The sequence below is a fragment of the Streptomyces sp. NBC_01314 genome, from assembly GCF_041435215.1.
GTDB lineage: Bacteria > Actinomycetota > Actinomycetes > Streptomycetales > Streptomycetaceae > Streptomyces.
This window is the reverse complement of the sequence record NZ_CP108394.1, coordinates 1,422,489-1,444,281: the sequence shown is the minus strand read 5'-3', so window position 1 is coordinate 1,444,281 and position 21,793 is coordinate 1,422,489. Positions and strand designations below refer to the sequence as shown.

Genomic DNA, 21,793 nt, shown 5'->3' with positions numbered 1-21,793 from the left:
CGACGGTGACTGCGACTGGAGACGCGACCGGAGCCGGGTCCGGGCAGGGCGGGAAACCCTTCCTCTACGTCGTCGTCTGCGCGGCCGGGATCGCCGTGGAGGTCAGCAAGCTGATCACCGCCGCGCAGGAGCGCGACTGGGAGGTCGGGGTCATCGCGACGCCCGTCGCCATGGGCGGCTTCTTCGACACGGCGGCGGTCGAGGCGCAGACCGGCCGCCCGATCCGTTCCGCCTGGCGGCGGCCCGGCGACCCGCGCCCCTTCCCACCGCCGGACGCCGTCGTGGTCGCGCCCGCCACCTTCAACACCGTCAACAAGTGGGCCGGGGGCCTGGCCGACACCCTCGCGGTCGGCACCCTGTGCGAGGCGTACGGCCTCGGCGTCCCCATCGCCGTCCTGCCCTGCGTGGCCGACGCGCTGGCCGCACATCCGGCGTACCGCGCGAGCCTGGAGCGGCTGCGCGGCATGGGTGTCCGCTTCGGCGACCCCTACGCCGGCGGGGCCGAGGAGGACGGCGGGCGCGGGGAGTTCCACTGGGAACGGGCACTGGACCTGCTGGAGGCGGGCGACGACGAGGGCACGGCCGTCAGACGCTGAGCTCCGTCGCCGTCCCCATCGGCAGCCAGCGGAAGACGTCGCGCACCTCGGCCGGAGCCTCGGAGAGCGTCCGCTCGGCCGCCGCGCGGGCTTCGCGGAAGTGACTCCACCCTTCGTAGTGCACCGGCACGACGGTACGGGGACGGAGCAGCCGGCAGACGCTCACGGCCTCGGCGGCGGTCATCGAGTAGCGGAGCGGGCCGGTGACCGGGAAGCCGACGCCACCGAGATGGAGCAGGGCGGTGCCCACGGTCAGGCGGCGGCCCACCTCCCGTACGCCCTCGAAGAGGACCGTGTCGCCGGAGATCCACAGCACCCCGTGCCGCTGGCCCGGCCAGCCGAGGGCGAAGCCGGTGACCTCGCCGACGACCGGGCGGGACAGGGGCGGGCCGTGCCGGGCGGGGGTGGCGGTCACTTCGACGGTCGTGCCGTCGGAGGAGGAGAGCTTCCAGGTGTCCCAGGGGCCGAGTCCGCGTGCGTTGCCGCCCAGCCGTCGGGCCCCGGACGGGGTGGTGAGCACGGTCTGCGTGCCGGGGAGCAGGGCGCGGCCGGCGTCGTCGAGGTTGTCGCCGTGGTGGTCGTGGGTGAGCAGCACCGCGTCCAACGGGGGCAGTTCGGCGGCGGACAGCGCGGGTCCGGCGGTCTTGCGGGACGACGTGCCCCAGCCGAAGGCGTAGCGGCGGCCCGGCGTGTCGAACGTCGGGTCGGTGAGCAGACGCAGCCCGCCGATCTCGATCAGGGTGGTCGGGCCGCCGATGTGCGTGACGCGGACGCCGGTCATACGGAGGTCCCTTCCGGAACGGTCCCGGGGCGGCCGAATAGCCGCCCCGGGTGTGGCGAGGACTACCGCGCGTGCGAGACCGCCCAGTCGAGGGCCTGGTCCGCGATCGCCTCCCAGCCGGGCGCGGCGGGCAGCAGATGCGGCATCCCGGGGTACTTCTTGACCTCGGTGACCGTGTGCGACTTGTAGTGCTTGGCGTTGGACTGCTGCACCTTGGGCGGCATCAGATGGTCCTTCTCGCCCGAGACGAACAGCAGGGGCGCCCGGTCGTCGTTGTGGTAGTTCACATAGGTGCTCTGGTGGCCGGGGCGCAGGGTGGCCAGGGCGCTGTCCCAGAAGATGCTGCCGGACGCCGGGACGGCGTACCGCTCGTACAGCGCCTTCGACTCCTCCTCCGGGAAGGTGTTGGTGAAGGCGTAGTGCCACTGCTCGAAGGTGAGACCGACCGCGCGGTGCCGGTTGGCGGGGTTCTTCAGCACCGGGAACGCCGACTTGATCTGCGTCAGCGGCAGCACGGCGACGCCCTCGGTGGGCGCCGAGTTGATCGCCACGCCGGCCGCGCCGAGGCCCCGGTCCAGAAGGAGCTGTACGAAGACACCGCCCGCGGAGTGGCCGATGAGGATCGGCGGCCTGTCGAGGCCCTGGACGAGGGTCACCAGGGTGTCCACGATCTGGGCGACCGTCACCTTCTCGATCGGGGTGGTGTCGGCGTTCAGCGACTCGACCTCCACCTCGAAGCCCGGGTAGGCCGGTGCGAGGACCCGGTAGCCGCGCTTCTCGTAGTGGGCGATCCAGTGCTCCCAGCTCCGGGGAGTCACCCAGAATCCGTGGATCAGGACGATCGTGTCGGGACTGCTCATCGTTTTCCTTCCAGGAACTGGAACGAGGTGAACAGGAGAACGGGACGAACGAGGAGAACGGGATGAACGAGGGGAACGGGACGATCAGGGCCTGTGCGCTCAGGAGTTGAGGAACTCCAGAAGATCCGCGCCGAGTTGGTCCCTGTGTGTGTCCGTGATGCCGTGCGGGGCGCCCGGGTAGACCTTCAGCGTCGCGTTCTTGATGCGGGCCGCCGACGCCTTGCCACCCACCTCGAACGGCACGACCTGGTCGTCGTCGCCGTGGATGACGAGGGCGGGCACGTCGACGGCGTCGAGATCGGTGCGGAAGTCGGTGGCGGAGAAGGCGGCGACGCTTTCGTACGCGTTCCGGTGCCCGGCCTGCAGGCCCTGGAGCCAGAACGCGTCCCGCACTCCCTGCGACACATGGGCCCCGGGCCGGTTGTCGCCGAAGAACGGGCCGTCGGCGAGGTCCCGGTACAGCTGCGACCGGTCGGCGAGCGACCCGGCGCGGATCGCGTCGAACACCTCGACGGGCACGCCGCCGGGGTTGTCGTCGGTCCTGAGCATGAACGGCGGCACGGCGGAGACCAGCACCAGCTGCGCGATGCGCCCGGTGCCGTGCCGGCCGATGTAGCGGGCCACCTCGCCACCGCCGGTGGAGAACCCGACGAGCGTGACGTCCCGCAGGTCGAGGGTGTCGATCAGGGTGGCCAGATCGTCGGCGTAGGTGTTCATCTCGTTGCCGTGCCAGGTCTGGGTGGACCGGCCGTGACCGCGCCGGTCGTGCGCGACGGCACGGAAACCGTGCGTGGCCAGGAACAGCTGCTGGGCCTCCCAGCTGTCGGAGTTCAGTGGCCAGCCGTGGCTCAGGACGACCGGGCGGCCCTGACCCCAGTCCTTGTAGTAGATCTGTGCTCCGTCGGCTGCGGTGACGTACGGCATGGCGTGCTCCCGTCTGCGGGCGTGTCCGACCCGTGCATCCTCCGGCGGGCCGGGGCCGCGCCGAATCCTGTGGAACGCGTAGTCGTGACGCGTGGTCGTGCCCCGGGGCCCGACGCTGGGCCGAGGCCCTCCACCCCGCCACCGCGGCCTCAGAGCTCCGGGACCCGCGACAGCTGCCGCCGCGAGGTGACGTCGAGCTTCCGGAAGATCTTCCGCAGGTGGTAGTCGACCGTGCTCGCGCTGATGAACAGCCGGGCGGCGATCTCGGCGTTGGTCGCGCCGTCCTTGGCGAGCCGCGCGATGGTCAGTTCCTGCGGCGTCAGCGCGCTGCCCGCCCCCGCCGGCCCGCGCCGCGGATGCTCCCCGGTCGCCGCCAACTCCTGTGCGGCGCGCGCCGCGTAGCCCCTGGCCCGCATGGTGTCGAACATCGCCAGGGCCGTACGCAACTGCTCACGGGCGTCCTTGCGGCGCTTGCGGCGGCGCAGCCACTCGCCGTACAGCAGATGGGCGACGGCGAGGTCGGCCCGCGCGCCGCTGCCGGAGAGCAGGGAGATCGCCTCGCGGTACAGCGGGTCGGCGTCGCCCGCGGGCGCGAGCAGCGCCCGGCAGCGGGCGAGCAGGCCGAGCGCCCACGGGGTGCCGGTGGCCGTCGCCCGCGCGGCGAGGGTGCGCAGGGCCGCCGTGGCGAGGACGCGGTCGCCGCAGCGGACGGCGGCCTCGACCAGGTGCGGGAGGAGCCGGGAGTGATGGGCGAAGGTGTCGTGGCCGGTCAGCTCCTGGGTGATCGCGCGGGCTCGCGCGTAGTCGCCGGAGCCGAGGGCGTGCACCGCCATGCCGATGCGGGCGATGGACTCCACCGCGCCGTTGCCCAGCCACGTACCGGCTTCCATGGAGCCGCGCAGGACGGCCTCCAGCTCGTCGGTGTCCGCATGCCAGGCGAGCAGTTCGGGGTGCCGGTAGATGGCCCACGTGTCGTCGGTGGCACCGATCGCGGCCCGTATCTGGTGGCCCTGGGCGTGCAGGTCGTCCGCGAGGGCCAGTTCGCCGAGGTTGGTCTCATGCATCACCGAGCAGTACAGGGCGGTGTCCAGCTGTGGCAGGGCGCCGGTGCCGCGGGCGACATCGGCGGCCCGCAGCATGACCGCGCGCTGGGCCTCCTCGTCCCACAGCATCATCGTCAGGGTGGTGGTGGGCAGATAGGCGCGGAGCACGTCCTCTTCCGAGGTCCGAGGGTCCCGCAGCATCTCGTGGGCCTGCCGCATATGGGGCACGGCCTGCTCGTAGCCGTCGGTGACGAGGACGGCGAAGGCACGCAGCACCAGGTCGACGCCGGTCGCGGGCGCCGTGCGGGGCAGCAGGTCGTCCACGGCGCGCGCGATGTCGGCGACGGTCGCGTCCCGCATGAGGTGCTCGGAGGTGATCGCGCCCTGGACCGCCCACAGCAACGCCTCCCGGGCCAGCTCCGGAGCCCCGTCGGTGAGGGTCCGCGCGGCGCGCAGACACAGTGCGGGCGCCGCCGCGAACGAGCCGGCGTCGCCGAGCAGCGTCACCGAGTGGGAGCGCACCAGCAGGGCCCGGCCCCGGCCCACGTCGCCCAGGAGACCGACGTCGACGGCGTCCAGCAGCGACTCCGCCTGCAGCGGCGCCCCCGCCGACATCGCGGCCTCGGCCGCCGCCAGCAGCCGGCCGGCCCGCGCGACATCGCCCGGGGTCAGCTCGGCGGCCCGGCTGAGAAAGGTGGCGCGAGCCGCGTGGCCGCCCCGCGAGCCCGCCCGGTCGGCCGAACGCTCCACCTCGGCGGCCACCGCCTCGTCCGGCCCGAGGGCGGCCGCCGCCAGATGCCAGGCCCGCCGGTCGCGGTCGGTCGGCCGGTCCGTCACCTCGGCCAGCGCCCGGTGGGCCCGCCGCCGCTCCACGCTGGTGGCACCGCCGTACACCGCCGACCGCACCAGCGGATGCCGGAACTCGACGGCGGTGCGCAGCACCACCAGCCGCGCCGCCTCGGCCGGACCCGAGTCCTGGGGCCCGATCCCGAGCCGCCGCGCCGCACTCGTGACGTACCCGAGGTCGCCGCCGAGCGCGGCGGCCGCCAGCAGCAGCCAGGTCTGTGCCGCCACCGGAAGCTCGCGCACCCGCCGGAGATAGTGCGCCTCCAACCGGCCGCCCAGGGGCAGCGGTTCGGGCAGGGCGAGGGAGCCGGAGAGCTGGTCGGCGGTCAGCTCCTGCCCCAGGTCGGCCAGCGCCAGCGGGTTCCCGGCGGTCGCGGTCACGATCCGCCCGCCCACCCGGGCGTCCAGAGGCCCGGCGACGGCCTCCCGCAGCAGCTCAAGCGCGAACGGCTCCTCAAGGCCGGCCACTTCGGTGACCGGCAGGCCCGCGGGCGCCTCGAACCCGGTCCGGGCCGCGAACAGCAGCCCGACCCCCTCCGCGTGCACCCGCCGCCCCACGAAGGCGAGGACGCCCAGCGACTCCTCGTCGAGCCACTGCGCGTCGTCCACACAGGCCAGCACCGGCCGCCGTTTCGCGGCCTCCGCGAGCATCGTCAGCGTCGCGAGTCCCACCAAGAACCGGTCGGCGGGCGGCCCGTCGGCCAGCCCGCACGCCACCCGGAGCGCCTCGGCCTGTGACGGCGGCAGCACACCGGGCTCCTTCAGCCCGTCCAGGAACGGCAGGAGGAGCCGCTGCAACGCGGCGAACGGGAAGCCCGACTCCGACTCCACGCCCGCCACCCGTAACACCCGCAGGTCGGCGGCCTCCCGGCCCGCGTGATCGAGCAGCACCGTCTTGCCGATCCCGGCGTCGCCCCGCAGCAGCACGACCCCGCTCAGCCCCTGCCGAACCTCCGCCACCAGCCGGTCGAGCCGCTCACGTTCCCTGACCCGCCCCTTGAGAACCACGCCGACGCCCTTCAACGGGGGCCTTCCGTGAAGGCCGTATGAGGTTTTGGTGGAGCCGCCTCATTCAAGCAGCGCGCGGACCCGCCGCACCGGGGCATCGGGCGAGAGCGGTACGAGGTGATCGACCTGTGACGGATGAGGTCCGTTCAACCGAACGATTGAACGCGTCAGCGGCTTCCGGGCGACGCGCGGCGGACGCCGTCGATCACAGACTTACGGTGCCGCCGCAGCGGCAGCGCCGTACGAGTCAAGCCCTGGAAGGACCTTCCCCCACATGGCCAGCAGTTTCAGCAGGCGACGCATTCTCACCACCGGAGCGGGCGCCGCGCTCGGCGGGCTCGTCGCGACCGGCGCCGCACAGGCCGCCACCGCGTCGGCCGCCACCGCGTCGGCGGCCACCGCGTCGGCGGCCGGCTCCCGTACGGCGGCGTCGGGCCCGGAGGAGACCCGCTCGATCGACGAGCTGTACCGTGACGCGGTCGCCGAGGGCGGCAGGCTCGTGATCTACGCGGGCGGCGACACCGCCACCCAAGGGAACTCCACGGCCCAGGCGTTCCGCACGCGCTTCCCTGACATCGACCTGACGATGGTCGTGGACTACAGCAAGTACCACGACGTCCGCGTCGACAACCAGCTGGCGACCGACACCCTGGTCCCCGACCTCGTCCAGCTCCAGACACTGCAGGACTTCACCCGCTGGAAGAGCCAGGGCAAGCTGCTGCCGTACAGGGCCGCCGGTTTCTCCAAGCTGTACAAGGACTTCCGCGACCCGCAGGGCGCCTGGACGGCCGTCGCCGTCATCGCCTTCAGCTACATGTACGGCGTCGACGCCGTCGCCGGTGACGCGCCCAAGTCGCCGTACGAGCTGGTCGACCCGCGCTGGAAGGACGCCATCGCCTCCTCCTACCCGCACGACGACGACGCGGTGCTCTACCTCTTCTCCCTCTACCAGGAGGCGTACGGCTGGGACTGGATCGCGAAGTTCGCCGCGCAGAAGCCGCAGTTCAACCGTGGTTCGCACACCCCTGGTGTCGCGGTCAACGGCAGGCAGAAGGCCGTCGGCGTCGGCGGGTCCGGCTCGCTGACCGCGCCTCCGACCGCCGCGACCCGCTTCGCCGTGGCCGACGGGCACCCCTTCATGGCCTGGGGCCAGCGCGCCGCGATCCTCAAGAAGGCCGCCAATCCCACCGCCGCCAAGCTGTACCTCAACTGGGCGCTGTCCACCGAACGTCAGCAGGCCACCTTCAACGGCTGGTCCGTCCGCACGGACGTCACCCCCGCCGGCGGCCTGAAGCCCATCTGGACCTACCGCAACGCGCACCTCGACGGTTTCCCCCGATTCATGGAGGACCGCGCCCAGGTCGAGCGCTGGAAGCAGACCTTCGCCCTCTACTTCGGCGAGGTCAAGGGCGACCCGACGCCGGGCTTCCTGGGCCTGCACCCCGGGCGGTAACCACCCCGCCGGTCACGGCGGGTACGCGCATTCCTTTACCCCGGTCACACGTGTCCCTGTCTACACTCGGCTGGCCCCGCCAGCCCCGTGCCCGTCCGGACCGTCGCAGAGGGAATCGCCGCCGTGCCCGCCTTCGCCGCCCCCGCCTTAGTCCACCGAGGTCCACTGTCGCCGCGACGGCTGCCGGACCTGCTGTTCCTGACCGTCGTCATCGGCGGAGTCGTCCGCCTCGTCGACCTGAACTCGGCCCTGTGCTGGGAACTGGTCCCGCTCATCACCCTGTTGGCGGTCGGATACGTGGGCGGGCTCGCCCTGTGGGACCGGCTGGGGCGGTGGGGCCCCCTCTGGCTCGGCACGCTGCTGACGCTGTGGTGCCGGGCCTCCTGGGAGATGCCGGCCCCGACCGCCACCGCCTACACCTGGCTGGCGCTCCCCCTGGCGATCCTCGCCCTGCGCATGTTCACGGGCCGCACGGCGGTCACCGTCGTCGGCGTGATCACCGTGCTGCTCGTCCTGTTGACCGCCCGGACCTCCGGGACCCTCCACCCCGAACTGGTCGTCCCGCCGGCCGCCGCGCTCTGGGCCACGGTCGCCCTCTACCGCACGCAACAGCGACTCCTCGGCGAACTGCGGTGCACCCGGGCCGAGTTGGCGCAGGGTCAGCGCGAGGCCGGCCGGCTCGCCGAGCGCGCCCGGATCGCCCGCGACCTGCACGACACACTCGCCCAGGAACTCGCCGGCAGCCGCATGCTCCTCCAGGCCGCCGACCGCGACTGGGACCGCCGCCCCGACCTCGCCAGGACCCAGGTCCGTACGGTCGTGGACGCGCTCGGCGCCAACCTCGCGGAGACCCGCACCATCATCAGCGACCTCACCCCGCCCGCCCTGCAGCACGACGACCTCACCACCGCGCTGCGCACCCTCTGCGCCCGCGACACGGCCACGCCCTCACGGGTGCTGTTCCGCACCGAGGGCGAGCCGGGCGACCTGACCGCCGACCGGGCCGCCGCCCTGCTCCGCGTCGCCCAGGGTCTGCTGGCCAACGCCTGTGAGCACGCCCGCGCCCGGCACGTCTGGGTCACCCTCGACCACCGCGACGACACGACCGTCACGGTCGAGGTACGGGACGACGGCTTGGGCTTCGACCCGAGGGCGGCGACGGCGATGCCCTGCGACCGGGGGCTCGGCCTGACCGGCGGCCGGGAGCGCCTGGACGCCCTCGGCGGCTCGCTCACCGTCCGCAGCGCACCCGGCCGCGGCACCCTGGCCCGCGCCAGCCTTCCCGTGGGCGCCGCCCTCGCCCTGGCCGGTCCGGCGGGCAACCGGTGAACGACCCGACCGGCACCCCGCTGCGCGTCCTGATCGTGGACGACCACGTCGTCGTACGGGCCGGGCTGCGCGCCCTCCTCACCGGCGAACCCGGCTTCGACGTCGTCGGGGAGACCGGTGACGGCGAGGAGGCCGTACGGCTCGCCGCGCGGCTCGGCCCCGACGTCGTGCTGATGGACCTCCGGCTGACCGACGACACGACCCCCGGCACCCGGGTCAACGGCCTCGACGCGACCCGGCGGATCACCGCCGGGACCCCCGGCAGCCGGGTCGTCGTCCTCACCAGCTCCGGCACCCAGGGCGACGTCGTACGGGCCATGGAGGCCGGCGCCCGGGGCTACATCCTCAAGGCGGGCCCGCCCGAGGAACTGTTCCGGGCCGTGCGTGCCGCGGCGGCCGGCGGCATGGGACTCGCCCCGGAGGCCGCCGGACACCTCGCCGGTCACCTGGCCGATCCGGGCACCGCCCTGAGCGGCCGGGAGATCGAGGTCGTACGGCTGCTGGCGCTGGGCCACAGCAACCGTGCCATCGCCGCCTCCCTCCACCTCACCGAGGCCACGATCAAGACGCACCTGGTCCGCGTCTACCGCAAGCTCGGCACCGAGAACCGGGCGAGCACGGTGTCCGAGGCGGTCCGGCGGGGGCTGCTCGAACTGGGCTGACCCGGCAGGCACGTTCTGGTCAGTGGGCGCCCAGCGGCTCGAACTCCGTGCCGCACGGGCCCGCCCCCTCGCTCTCCGCCAGGGGCACCGGGGCGCCGCTCATCGTCAGCACGTCGTAGTAGCGGCCGATGCGTTCGGTCGAACGGCCCACGTAGTGGCCGATGAAGGAACGCCGGAAACGGTCGGTGGTGCGGTTGGGCTGGGAGCCGTGGACGAGGCTGCCGTTGAAGAACAGGACGTCCCCCGGGGCCATGTCGACGGGCACGGAGGCCAGACCGGGCGGCGGCGGAACGTACTCACGGACGAAGGACACCTCCGCGTCCGCCTCCTCCGGGCAGAAGAGATCCATGCGGTGCGTCCCCGGCACGACCTCCAGACCGCCGTTGGCGCGGTCGATCACATCGCAGGCGATCCACGCCGCCACACACGTGCCCGGTTCGACCCGCAGATAGAAGTTGTCCTGGTGCAGCGCCTGCCCCCGGGCGCCCGGCGGCTTGAAGTAGAACATGCTCTGCGCGGCCAGGACCTCCTCACCCAGCAGCCCTTCGAGGATGTCCCGCAGCCGCGCGTCGAGGAGCACCCGCAGCGACAGTTCGTCGATGCGGTGCGGGTGCATCACCCGGGGGTGGACGTGCAGCGGGTCGGCCGGGCCGTCCGCCGCGGGAGGGCGGGGCTGGAAGTGCCCCGGGATCGGGCCGCCCTCCCGCAGGGCCGCGAACCGGTCGCACAGCTCCTCGATCTCGGCGGGCGGGAACAGCCCCCGCACCACCAGATAGCCGTTCTCCTCGAACTCCGTCTTGCCTGTGACTGTCATCCGCGCGTCCCTTCCCTCCGTCGTCGACCGTGCTCCACGCTAGGTCCGAGCGCCTTTCGGGAGGATGCCTGTGCGTGCTGACGACGTGCCTGGAACTGCTGCGCGGGCGGACCCGTCGCCGCCGCCCGGCCAGGTGATCATCGGGCGATTCGACCAGCTGCCGCCGTACGCCGTGAACCGGCCGCGCGGCGCGGACAGCTGGCTGTTCACCTGGACCACGGGCGGCGGCGGCCTGCTGCGGCAGGGCACGGCGGAGACAGCGGCGGCCCCGGGCGACCTGGTGGTCCTCGGTCCGGGGGTGCCGCAGCACTACACGGTCCGGCCCGGCGCCGGGCACTGGGCGTTCTGGTGGGTGCACTGCCAGCCACGGGCGTCCTGGACGGCCTGGCTGCGCCCGTACGGGACCGGCGACCGGCTGTACGCCGTGCCGTCGGCCCCCGGCGGCACCCGCGACCGTGTCGACGCGGCCTTCCGCCGGATGCTCGCCGACGCCCGCTGGACCGGCGAGGGCACCCCGCCGGAACTCGATGCCGCCACGCCGGGCGGCGGGCACACACCGCCGGCGTCCGGCACCGCCACGCCGGTCGGGGACGGCACACCGCCGGCGCCCAGGGCCGCCCCTCCCGGCGGTGAGGTCGCCGTGGCGCACGGCACGGCGGCCCGCGAACTCGCCCTGTGCTCCCTGGAGGAGGTCGTGCTGCTCACCGCCGCCCGGTCCGAGCCGCGCCGGTCGGGGGCGGACCCGAGGATCCGCCGGGCGGAGGACCTGATCGCCGCCGACCCCGGAGCCCCGCACACGGTCCGTTCCCTCGCCGAGTGCGTCTCCCTCTCCCCGTCCCGCTTCGCGCACCTCTTCACCGAGCAACTCGGCCACTCCCCCATGCGTGCCCTCCGCCACGCCCGCCTCCGCCACGCCGCCCGCCTCCTGGAGGCCACCGAACTGCCCGTGGAGCGCGTGGCCGCCGCCTCCGGGTTCGGCAGCCCGTTCCACTTCAGCCGGGTGTTCCGACAGCGCTACGGGGTGCCGCCGGGGGAGTACCGGCAGGGGCTGCGGGACCGCGACTGACGGAGCCTCTCGCCGGCGCGGCCGGTCGGCTCAGCCCCCGAAGGCGAGCAGCGACAGCCACAGCGCCACCACCGAGGAGAGCAGCGCCGCCGGGACGGTGAGGAGGCCGAGGCGGGTGAACTCGCCCAGGTCCACGTCGTGCTCGTGCTGGTGGACGATACGGCGCCAGAGGAGGGTGGCCAGGGAACCGGCGTAGGTGAGGTTCGGGCCGATGTTGACGCCGAGGAGCACGGCGAGGACGGCGCCCGTGCCGAGCGGGGCGGCCAGGGGCACCAGGACGAGGACCGCGGGCAGGTTGTTGATGACGTTGGAGAGGAGGGCGGCGAGGGCGGCGACACCGAGGAGGGCGAGCAGTCCGGTGCCTGAGGGCATCACACGGCCGAGTGCGTCGGCGAGGCCGTTGTCGACCACCGCACGGACCACGATGCCCAGCGCCAGCACGAACGCGAGGAAGGGCAGCGAGACGGACCGCAGCAGCGCGACCGGGGCGGTGGTGCGGCGGACGAGCGCGCGGACCGACAGCACCACGGCCCCGGCCAGCGCCGCCCACACGGGCTCGATCCCGAGCGCGGACGTCACCACGAACCCGGCGAGCGTGCACACCACCGTGACCAGCGCGAACATCGGCAGCTCGGGCGCCTCGACGGACTCTTCGACGGGTGGTGTCCGGGCGTCCAGGTCGGCTGCGAAGAACCGGCGGAACACCACGTACTCGGCGGCCACGGCCACCGCCCAGGGTGCCGCCATCAGCAGCGCGAACCGGGTGAAGGTCAGCCCGCTCGCCGTGAACGCCAGCAGGTTGGTGAGGTTGGACACGGGCAGCAGCAGCGAGGCCGTGTTCGACAGATGCGCGGTGGCGTACACATGCGGCTTGGGGCGGGCGCCCAGCCGGGCCACGGTCGCGAACACCACCGGGGTGAGCAGCACGACCGTCGCGTCCAGGCTGAGCACCGCCGTGATGCCGGAGGCCAGCGCGAACGTCGAGCCCAGCAGGTGCCGGGGCCGTCCCGCCGAGGCGCGCGCCATCCACGCCCCGCACGCCCGGAAGAGCCCCTCGTCGTCGCAGAGCCTGGCCAGCACGAGCACGGCGGCCAGGAAGCCGAGCACCGGGCCCAGCAGTTCGGCCTCGGCGCGGGCGTGGTCGAGGGAGACGGCACCGGCGGCGACCGTGATCCCGGCGGCCGGGACCGCGACCACCGCCTCCGGCAGTCCGAACGGGCGGGCGACCGCGCAGCCGAGGACGACGACGAGCAGGACGACGGACAGGACCTCGGCGAGGGCGGTGTTCACGGCAGGGCTTTCGGGACGTTCGGCGGCGCGGGGACCGGTGCACCCTACAGCTGTCCGGTAGCGCCCGACGAACGCCTGTACGACCCTGCGATGAGGCCCATCTCACTCCCCGCGGTGAAGCCTCACGACGCGGCCCCTCTCACTCCTCGGAGAGTGTCAGCTCCGCCCAGATCGTCTTGCCGTCCTCGGTGTGCCGGCTGCCCCACCGCTGGGTCAGCTGGGCCACCAGCAGCAGGCCGCGCCCGCCCTCGTCGAAGGTCTTGGCCCGACGCAGATGCGGGGCGGTGCCGCTGCCGTCCGACACCTCGCAGATCAGCGTGGTGTCGTCGTGGATCAGGCGCAGCTGGATCGGCGGGACGCCGTGCCGGATCGCGTTGGTGACCAGCTCGCTCACCACCAGCTCCGCCGTGAAGGCCGACTCGCTGATGCCCCAGAGCGCCATCTGCGTCAGCACGTACTGGCGGGTGCGGGCGACGAACGCCGGGTCGGCCGGTATGGACCAGGTCGCGACCTGTGCCGCCTGGAGCCCGCGCGTACGGGCAAGCAGCAGGGCCACGTCGTCGGGGGCGCCGTTCGCGGGCAGCAGGGAGTGGATGACGTCCTCGCAGATGTCGTCCAGGGAACCGCTGCGGCCGGACAGCGCCTCGGCCAGCAGCTGCTGCCCGGTGTCGATGTCCCGGTCCCGGGTCTCGATCAGGCCGTCGGTGTAGAGGGCGATGACGGTGCCCTCGGGCAGTTCGAGTTCGGCGGACTCGAAGGGCAGTCCGCCCAGGCCCAGGGGCTGTCCTGACGGCACGTGCACCTCCATGGGCCGCCCGTCCGGGTCCAGCACGACCGGCGGCGGATGCCCGGCACGGGCGAAGGTGCAGCGGCGGGTCACAGGGTCGTAGACGGCGTACAGGCAGGTGGCACCCACCTCACCGGTCACGCCGTCGCTGCCGGCCTCCGCGGACAGCCGTACGACGAGGTCGTCGAGGTGGGTGAGCAGCTCGTCGGGGGCGAGGTCGACGTCGGCGAGGGTGCGTACGGCGGTCCGCAGGCGGCCCATGGTGGCGGAGGCCTGGATGCCGTGGCCGACGACGTCGCCGACCACCATGGCGACCCGCATCCCGGAGAGCGGGATGACGTCGAACCAGTCGCCGCCGACCCCGGCCTGCGCCGCCGGAAGGTACCGGGAGGCCGCCTCCAGTGCGGGCATGCGGGGGAGGGTCTGGGGGAGCAGGCTGCGCTGCAGGGCGAGGGCGGTCTCGCGTTCGCGGGAGTAGCGGCGGGCGTTGTCGATACAGACGGCGGCCCGGGCCGTCACCTCCTCGGCCAGCAGCTCGTCGTCGGCGGTGTACGGGTCGAGCCGCTGGAAGCGGGTCAGGACCGCCACCCCGAGGGTGGTGCCCCGGGCCCGGATCGGCACCGACATGGTGGTGTGGACGCCCAGCTCCTTGACCCGCGCGCCGCGTATCGGGTCCCAGGAGAGCCAGTCCGACAGCGTGTTCGCCGGGTCGGTCGCCACGATCGTGTGGCCGACCGACAGGGACGCCGCCTGCGGGGAGGTGGCCGGGTAGACGTCCGTCCGGCCCACCTCGACCACCGCCTCGGGGCAGCCCGGGGTGACCGACTGGTGGGCGGTGCGGCGCAGGGTGAACGGCGGGGAGAGCGGGCCCTCGTGCGGTTCGTCGCCGTGGTCGATCGACTGCATGAGGTCGACGCTGACGAAGTCGGCGAGGACCGGGACGCACACATCCGCCAGCTCCTGGGCGGTGCGCTGGACGTCGAGCGTGGTCCCGATGCGGATGCTCGCCTCGTTCACCAGCTGCAGCCGCTGTCGGGCCAGGTACTGCTCGGTGATGTCGTGCCCGGTGACACACACCCCGATCGGCACCCCGGAGTCGTCGGTCAGCGGGGCGATCGCCGCCGACCAGGCGTGGGCGCGGTTCTCGTCGGCGGCCCGCAGGAAGGTCTGCACGTCCTTGCGGCGGCCCTGGGCGAGCACCTCGCGCAGGTGCCGCTCCAGCTTCTCGCCCTGCCGGCCGCCCACGATCTCGGACATGTGCAGCCCCCGGAGGTTCTCCTCCCCCATCCCCACGGCGTCCGCCATCACGTCGTTGATGCCGCGCAGTCTGAGCCGGTCGTCGAAGACCGCCATGGCGCACGGCGACTGGACCATGATCGCCGCCGCCAGCGGATCGTCCCGCACCAGCGGGCCGGGATCGTCCAGGGGACAGAGAACCAGCCAGCCGCCGCTGCCGTCGCCGTCCTTCGAGTTACGGCGGTGGGCGAGCAGCCACGCGGTCACCGTCCGGCCGTCGTGGTGACGCAACGCGAGCGTGCCGCTCCAGTTGAGGCTGCCAGGCTGGGGCGCCCGGAGAGAGCCCCCCGGGGCCAGCAGCTCCTCGGCGGGGCGGCCCACGACGTCGGCCGCGGGCCAGCCCAGCAGGCGTCTCGCGCCTTCGTTCCACTCGACGACCGTGCCGTCGCCGTCCATGGCCGCCCGCGCCGTGGCGGCACCGTCCAGGGCATACGCAGGGATGTCGCCGTGCGTTACCTTGCGGCTCCTCATCGTCGCGAGTTCCATTTCGCCGGACCGAACGGGCTTACGGGTGAAATCCAGCCTATGCGTTCCGCCGGAAAAGCGGACGGGAAACCGCACCTCCGTGCGATCTGTCGCGCCGGTGTTCGTCGAGTGACGCGAGGGGCTCTTGACGTCTCTGGGGCGCTTCGTCAGATTCTGTTTGGTCACGATCACTTGTGATTGCTTGTGGGGCCTCGCGCTTCTCGGCTCCAGGAACGTCGACCCGCACGTACGACGAAGGGAAACACCATGAACGTCACGCGCAGGTCCTTAATCGTCGCGGGCACCTCCGCCCCGATGGTGGGAGCGCTGGCGGGCACCGCGTCCGCCGCGCCCCGGGCGAGATCCTCGTCCGCCGGCCGGGCCGTCCCGCTCCGGGACGGCTGGCGCTTCGCCCTCGTCGACCCGGGTGGCCTCACCGACCCGACCGGCGAGTACGCCGACGCCGCCGAACCCGGCTTCGACGACTCCGGCTGGCGTCAGGTCGCCGTCCCGCACGACTGGAGCATCGAACTCGCCCCGACCACCCGGTACGGCACGACCAGCGGCACCGGCTTCTTCCCCGGCGGCCTCGGCTGGTACCGCAACACGTTCACGCTGCCACCCGCCCTCGCGGGGAAGCGGATCTCCGTCGAGTTCGACGGCGTCTACATGGACTCGTACGTCTTCTGCAACGGCACCGAGGTCGGCCACCACCCCTACGGCTACACCGGCTTCGCCCTCGACCTCACCGACCTGCTGCACACCGACGGCACCACCGAGAACGTCATCGCGGTCAAGGTCCAGAACCGGCTGCCCAGCAGCCGCTGGTACTCCGGCAGCGGCATCTACCGCGAGGCCCGCCTCGTCGTCACCGAGCCGGTGCACGTGGCGCGCTGGGGCACCCACATCACCACGCCGGACATCACCGAGGAGCGCGCCCTCGTCCGCGTACGGACCTCCGTGGTGAACGCCTCCGGCGCCGCGGCGGACGTGGAGGTCGTCTCCCGCGTCGTCGACCCGCGCGGCCGCACGGTCGCCCGTGCCTCCTCCACGGTGGCCGTCACCGGCACGGCGACCGAGACCCACGAACTCACCGTCCCCGAACCCAGGATGTGGGACTTCGCGGCCCCGCACCGCTACACCCTCAGGACCGAGCTGCGCGTCGGCGGCAGAACGACCGACACCCATCGCACGCCCTTCGGTATCCGCAGCTTCCGCTTCGACCCGGACGAGGGCTTCCACCTCAACGGCACCCACCACAAGATCAAGGGCGTCGATCTCCACCACGACCTGGGCGCGCTCGGCGCCGCCGTCAGCGCCGACGCGATCCGCCGACAGATGACGATCATGAAGTCGATGGGCGTCAACGCCTTCCGCACCTCGCACAACCCGCCCTCGCCGGAGATGATCGAGGTCTGCGAGGAACTGGGCATCGTGATGATGGTCGAGGCCTTCGACTGCTGGAGGAGCCCCAAGACCCGCTACGACTACGGCCGTTTCTTCGACGAGTGGGCCGACCGCGACGTCACCGAGATGGTGCTCGCGGCCCGCAACTCGCCCGCCGTCCTCCTGTGGTCGATCGGCAACGAGATCTCCGAGTTCACCTCCACCTCCGGCCTCGCCATGGCGGACCGGCTGATCGCCGCCGTCAAGGCCGCCGACGACACCCGCCCCGTCGTCATCGGCTCCCACCGCCACCGCAGCGTCCCCGCCCCCGGTACCCCGGGTGACCTGATCCTGGCCAAGCTCGACGGCCTCGGCCTCAACTACAACACCGCCAGGTCGGTGGACGCCCTGCACGCCCGCTACCCGAACCTGTTCCTCTTCGAGTCGGAGTCGTCCTCGGAGACCTCGACGAGAGGCGTCTACCAGGAGCCGAAGCATCTCAACACCGGCGAGAACCACACCCCCGGCAAGCGGGGCGTCTCGTCCTACGACAACAACCTCGCCTCCTGGACCATGAGCGGCGAGTACGGGCACAAGAAGGACCGCGACCGGAAGTGGTTCGCCGGCCAGTTCCTCTGGTCGGGCATCGACTACATCGGCGAACCCACGCCGTACGACGTCTTCCCGGTGAAGGCCTCCTTCTTCGGCGCGGTCGACACGGCCGGCTTCCCGAAGGACATGTACTACCTGTTCCAGAGCCAGTGGATCAGCCGGCCGATGGTCCATCTGCTGCCGATGACCTGGAACCACGACAAGGGCGACACCGTCGAGGTGTGGGCCTACTCCAATGTCGACACCGTCGAGCTGTTCCTCAACGGAAAGTCGCTCGGGACACGGAAGTTCGACGAGAAGAAGACCGTCGACGGACGCCCCTACCTGGAGACCACCGAGGCGACAGGAGATGACAAGACCTTCACCGGCGGCCCGTACCCCGGCAGCTACACCAGCCCCAACGGCAGCGCGGGCAAGCTCCACCTCACCTGGCAGGTGCCGTACGCGCCGGGCGAACTGAAGGCCGTGGCACGCCGGAACGGCAGGACCGTCGCCACCGACGTCCTGCGCACGGCCGGTGCGCCGCACACCGTGCGCCTGACCGCCGACCGCAAGTCCCTGAGGGCGGACGGACGTTCACTGGCCTTCGTCACCGCCGAGATCGTCGACGCCCGGGGCGTGGTGGTGCCCGACGCCGAGCAACTGATCTCCTTCGACGTACGGGGAGGCTCCCTCGCCGGACTCGACAACGGCCGCGAGGAGAGCGCCGAGCGCTACCAGGCCACCACCCGGACCGCGTTCGGCGGCAAGGCCCTCGCGATCGTCCGGGCCGGGGTCGAGCCGGGCACGGTCACGGTGACGGCGCGGGCAGAGGGCCTGCGGACCGGGAAGGTCGGCGTCCGGGCCGCCTGGGCGCGCGGCGGGGCGACGACACCGGCCGCCGAGTTCGAGCCGGATCACCCAGCCGCCGCCGACCACCCCTTCGCCGACGCCAGCTACTCGGGCCGCCCGGACACCCTGCCCGCCGCCATGCTCGACGGCGATCCCGCCACCGGCTGGTCCAACGCCTTCCTCAAGGCGGCCACCGCCCTGCTGCCCGCGTTCGGCGGAGCTCGGCCCGAGGACTGGGTGTCGGTCGACTGGGGGCGGGCCGGGACGGTCGGCCGGGTCGAGGTCTCCTTCACCGTCGACGCGGGGCACACACTGCCCGAGGCCGTCGGCGTCGAGGTGTGGGACGGCCGACGGTACGTTCCCGCCGAGGGTACGAAGGTCGACTGGGCCACGACGTCCGACGCCCCCACGGCGATCACGTTCGCCCCGCTGCGCGGTACCCGTGTCCGGCTCACACTGACGAGCCGCCATCCGGGCGAGGCGCGCGGCGCGGTGCGGATCAGCAGACTGGACGTTCTCGCGGTCTGACCGCGTGGAAGGACGCCACTTCGCTCCGGACGGGAGATCAGGAAGGAACCAGTCCCGTCCGGACCGTTGACGATCTGTCATGTCTCTAACAGCATGGCCAGCGACCGCATCTGGGAGCGCTCCCATGCCCTGTCGTCCCACGCGCCATCCATCCGTCACCGCTGTGCGCCCCCACCTCCCCCGAGGAGCCCAGACGTGAAACGACGCAGAACCACCCTGCTCGCCCTTACGGCCCTCCTCGCGGCGGCGCTCACCGCGCTGCCCACCGGCCCGGCCCAGGCAGAGGAGGTCGAACAGGTCAGGAACGGCACCTTCGACACCACCACCGCCCCCTGGTGGACGACCGGCAACGTCACCGCGGGACTCACCGACGGCCACCTCTGCGCCGACATCCCCGGCGGCACCGCCAACCGCTGGGACGCCGCCGTCGGCCAGAACGACATCACCCTCGTCAAGGGCGAGTCGTACCGGTTCCGGTTCTCCGCGTCCGGCACACCCCAGGGCAACATCCTGCGGGCCATCGTCGGCCTGTCGGTGGCCCCGTACGACACCTACTTCGAGGTGAGCCCGCAGCTGAACGTCTCGGGCGACTCCTACTCGTACACCTTCACCTCGCCCGTCGACACCACGCAGGCCCAGGTCGGCTTCCAGGTCGGCGGCAACGCCGCCCCGTTCACCTTCTGCACGGACGACGTGTCGCTGCTCGGCGGGGTGCCGCCGGAGGTGTACGAGCCCGACACCGGGCCCCGGGTGCGCGTCAACCAGGTCGCCTATCTGCCCGCCGGGCCGAAGAACGCCACCCTGGTCACCGACGCCACGGCGAAGCTGCCCTGGAAGGTGAGGAACGCGTCGGGTGCCGTGGTCGCCCACGGGCAGACCACCCCGCGCGGCCTCGACGCCTCCTCCGGGCAGAACGTCCACTCGATCGACTTCGGCGCGTACCGCAAGCGCGGCACCGGCTTCACGCTGGTCGTCGACGGCGAGACCAGCCGCCCCTTCGACATCGACCCGAGCGCCTACGAACGGCTGCGGCTCGACTCGCTGAAGTACTACTACACCCAGCGCAGCGGCACCCCGATCAGCGACGAACTGCGCCCCGGTTACGGCCGTGCCGCAGGCCATGTCGATGTCGCACCCAACCGGGGCGACGGGAACGTGCCCTGCCAGCCCGGTGTCTGCGACTACACGCTCGACGTCACCGGCGGCTGGTACGACGCCGGCGACCACGGCAAGTACGTCGTCAACGGCGGCATCTCCACCTGGGAGGTGCTGAGCACGTACGAGCGCTCCCTGCACGCCCGTACCGGGAAGTCCGAGAGGCTCGGGGACGGTTCGCTGAACATCCCGGAGAGCGGCAACAAGGTGCCGGACCTGCTGGACGAGGTCCGCTGGCAGCTGGACTTCATGCTCAAGATGCAGGTGCCCAAGGGGCAGCCGCTCGCCGGCATGGTCCACCACAAGATCCACGACGAGCAGTGGACCGGCCTGCCGCTGATGCCCGCCGACGACCCGCAGAAGCGCGAACTGCACCCGCCGAGCACCGCGGCCACCCTGAACCTGGCCGCCACCGCCGCACAGGCGGCCCGCCTCTACCGCCCCTACGACCGCGCCTTCGCCGCGAAGGCGCTCGACGCGGCCCGCACGGCCTGGGCCGCGGCCCGGGAACATCCGGCGGTCCACGCCTCGGAGAGCGACGGCATCGGCGGCGGCACCTACTCCGACAGCAACGTCACCGACGAGTTCTACTGGGCGGCCGCCCAGCTGTACCTGACCACCGGTGAGAAGGCGTTCCAGGAGTACGTCCTCGCCTCGCCGGTGCACACCGCCGACATCTTCGGTCCCGTCGGCTTCGACTGGGCCCGCACGGCCGCCGCGGGCCGCCTCGACCTCGCGACCGTGCCGAACGGGCTGCCCGGCCGCGACAAGGTCCGTCAGTCCGTGCTCAAGGCCGCCGACCGCTACCTGGCCACGCTGAAGGCCCAGCCGTACGGCATGCCGTACGCGCCCGACAGCAACCTCTACGACTGGGGCTCCAACCACCAGATCCTCAACAACGCGGTCGTCGTCGCCACGGCGTACGACATCAGCGGGGCGGCCAAGTACCGCGAGGGCGCGCTGCAGAGCATGGACTACCTCTTCGGCCGCAACGCCCTCAACATCTCCTACGTCACCGGCTACGGCGAGGTCGACGCCCGCAACCAGCACAGCCGCTGGTACGCCCACCAACTCGACCCGGACCAGCCCAACCCGCCGGCCGGCACCCTCGCGGGCGGCCCGAACTCGTCCATCCAGGACCCCTACGCGCAGAGCAAACTGCAGGGCTGCGTCGGTCAGTTCTGCTACATCGACGACATCCAGTCCTGGTCGACCAACGAACACACGATCAACTGGAACGCGGCGCTGGCGCGCATGGCGTCGTTCGTCGCGGACCAGACCTGATTCCTCCGCGTGACCGTGTGACCGTGTGACCTCGTGCGGCCGACGCCTGGGAACGGGCGTCGGCCGCACGGCTGCGGTACCGCAGGTCATGCCCTGTGACCTGCGACTATTTACGAGTAAGTACCCGCGAGGTAACGTTGGCGCATGCCAGCTCTGAATGTGGAGTTCAGCGACCGCGAGCTAGAGGACCTGCGGCAGATCGCCAAGGAGCGCGGTACGTCGATGAAGGCGCTCGTGCGCGAGGCGGCCGCGGCCGACATAGTGCGACACCGGGCGCTGAAGGAGGGCGCGGAGGCCTTCCGCCGATTCTTCACCGCGCACGCCGACGAGTTCGCCGCCGCCTTCCCGGACGACGAACCCGCCGCCAAGATGAAAGGGCGGGCCGTCTGACCGATGGCTTCCGTCATCCACATCGACGTGCCCTGGCTGCTCCAGCGGCACGAAGAGGTCATGCCCGAGCAGCCCAGCATCAACGACTTCTCCGCGCTCGTCGCGGCTGTGGCCCGGCACCGCGTCGACCCGCCGCGCCTCGGTGTCGACTCCGACCCGGCCTGGCGGGCCGCCGCGCTGCTGCACACCCTCGCGATGCTCAAGCCCCTGCCGGCCGCCAACGTCCGCTTCGCCTGCGCGACAGCCGTGGCGTACATGTTCGTCAGCGGTGTCGGCATCAACCCGCCGTACGGGGCCCTCGTGGACCTCGCGCGCGATCTGATCTCCGGGACGACGGACATCTACGGGGCCGCGGACCGGCTGCGGTCCTGGCAGATCTGACTGGCC

Annotated in this window: 16 protein-coding genes; 9 read left to right on the top strand and 7 right to left on the bottom strand. The window is 72.4% G+C overall.

Annotated elements, in window-relative coordinates:
* Positions 1-5 precede the first annotated feature (5 nt).
* Entirely contained in the window at positions 6-596 is a 591-nt protein-coding gene (locus tag OG622_RS06415; protein ID WP_371574028.1) for a flavoprotein, read from the top strand.
* On the opposite strand, the gene OG622_RS06410 is transcribed toward OG622_RS06415, so the two are convergent.
* The 4 genes from OG622_RS06410 to OG622_RS06395 form a co-directional block, all read right to left on the bottom strand.
* The gene (locus OG622_RS06410; protein ID WP_371574027.1) at positions 586-1,377 is read right to left on the bottom strand and encodes an MBL fold metallo-hydrolase; all 792 of its coding nucleotides are present in this window, start codon (positions 1,375-1,377) and stop codon (positions 586-588) included. The two genes, OG622_RS06415 and OG622_RS06410, sit on opposite strands and share 11 nt — an antisense overlap.
* 62 nt (positions 1,378-1,439) lie before the next feature.
* A complete protein-coding gene (locus tag OG622_RS06405) occupies positions 1,440-2,237 on the bottom strand; it encodes an alpha/beta hydrolase (RefSeq protein ID WP_371574026.1) in 798 nt (265 codons plus the stop codon).
* Positions 2,238-2,336: 99 nt separating this feature from the next.
* Positions 2,337-3,161, bottom strand: coding sequence for an alpha/beta fold hydrolase (locus OG622_RS06400; protein ID WP_371574025.1), 825 nt, complete (start codon positions 3,159-3,161; stop codon positions 2,337-2,339).
* A gap of 149 nt (positions 3,162-3,310) precedes the next feature.
* Positions 3,311-6,058, bottom strand: coding sequence for an AAA family ATPase (locus OG622_RS06395; RefSeq protein ID WP_371574024.1), 2,748 nt, complete (start codon positions 6,056-6,058; stop codon positions 3,311-3,313).
* Between the two features lie 274 nt (positions 6,059-6,332).
* Between OG622_RS06395 and OG622_RS06390 the strand changes: the two genes are divergently transcribed.
* The 3 genes from OG622_RS06390 to OG622_RS06380 all read left to right on the top strand — a co-directional run bounded on the left by OG622_RS06390 (position 6,333) and on the right by OG622_RS06380 (position 9,502).
* The gene (locus tag OG622_RS06390; protein WP_371574023.1) at positions 6,333-7,511 is read left to right on the top strand and encodes an ABC transporter substrate-binding protein; all 1,179 of its coding nucleotides are present in this window, start codon (positions 6,333-6,335) and stop codon (positions 7,509-7,511) included.
* 123 nt (positions 7,512-7,634) lie between these two features.
* Positions 7,635-8,840, top strand: coding sequence for a sensor histidine kinase (locus OG622_RS06385; RefSeq protein WP_371574022.1), 1,206 nt, complete (start codon positions 7,635-7,637; stop codon positions 8,838-8,840).
* Complete coding sequence (locus OG622_RS06380) at positions 8,837-9,502, top strand: response regulator (protein WP_371574021.1); 666 nt, start codon at positions 8,837-8,839, stop codon at positions 9,500-9,502. The genes OG622_RS06385 and OG622_RS06380 overlap by 4 nt, the downstream gene beginning before the upstream one ends.
* 19 nt (positions 9,503-9,521) lie before the next feature.
* Here the strand turns inward: OG622_RS06380 and OG622_RS06375 are convergent, their stop codons facing one another.
* Positions 9,522-10,316: a phytanoyl-CoA dioxygenase family protein gene (locus tag OG622_RS06375; RefSeq protein ID WP_371574020.1), complete on the bottom strand. Its 795-nt coding sequence runs from the start codon at positions 10,314-10,316 to the stop codon at positions 9,522-9,524.
* A 64-nt stretch (positions 10,317-10,380) separates the two neighbouring features.
* Between OG622_RS06375 and OG622_RS06370 the strand changes: the two genes are divergently transcribed.
* A complete protein-coding gene (locus OG622_RS06370) occupies positions 10,381-11,382 on the top strand; it encodes a helix-turn-helix domain-containing protein (protein WP_371574019.1) in 1,002 nt (333 codons plus the stop codon).
* 30 nt (positions 11,383-11,412) lie between these two features.
* Here the strand turns inward: OG622_RS06370 and OG622_RS06365 are convergent, their stop codons facing one another.
* Both OG622_RS06365 and OG622_RS06360 read right to left on the bottom strand, forming a co-directional pair.
* Positions 11,413-12,672: an SLC13 family permease gene (locus tag OG622_RS06365; RefSeq protein WP_371574018.1), complete on the bottom strand. Its 1,260-nt coding sequence runs from the start codon at positions 12,670-12,672 to the stop codon at positions 11,413-11,415.
* Positions 12,673-12,811: 139 nt separating this feature from the next.
* Complete coding sequence (locus OG622_RS06360) at positions 12,812-15,226, bottom strand: SpoIIE family protein phosphatase (protein ID WP_371574017.1); 2,415 nt, start codon at positions 15,224-15,226, stop codon at positions 12,812-12,814.
* Positions 15,227-15,487: 261 nt separating this feature from the next.
* Here OG622_RS06360 and OG622_RS06355 point away from each other — a divergent pair, with 261 nt between their 5' ends.
* The 4 genes from OG622_RS06355 (at position 15,488) to OG622_RS06340 (ending at position 21,787) form a co-directional block, all read left to right on the top strand.
* Positions 15,488-18,577, top strand: a complete 3,090-nt coding sequence (locus OG622_RS06355; protein WP_371574016.1) for a glycoside hydrolase family 2 TIM barrel-domain containing protein — start codon at positions 15,488-15,490, stop codon at positions 18,575-18,577.
* A gap of 195 nt (positions 18,578-18,772) precedes the next feature.
* Entirely contained in the window at positions 18,773-21,016 is a 2,244-nt protein-coding gene (locus tag OG622_RS06350; RefSeq protein WP_371574015.1) for a glycoside hydrolase family 9 protein, read from the top strand.
* Positions 21,017-21,160: 144 nt separating this feature from the next.
* Entirely contained in the window at positions 21,161-21,406 is a 246-nt protein-coding gene (locus tag OG622_RS06345; RefSeq protein ID WP_371574014.1) for a hypothetical protein, read from the top strand.
* 3 nt (positions 21,407-21,409) lie between these two features.
* Positions 21,410-21,787, top strand: coding sequence for a toxin Doc (locus OG622_RS06340; protein ID WP_371574013.1), 378 nt, complete (start codon positions 21,410-21,412; stop codon positions 21,785-21,787).
* The last annotated feature ends 6 nt before the right edge of the window (positions 21,788-21,793 follow it).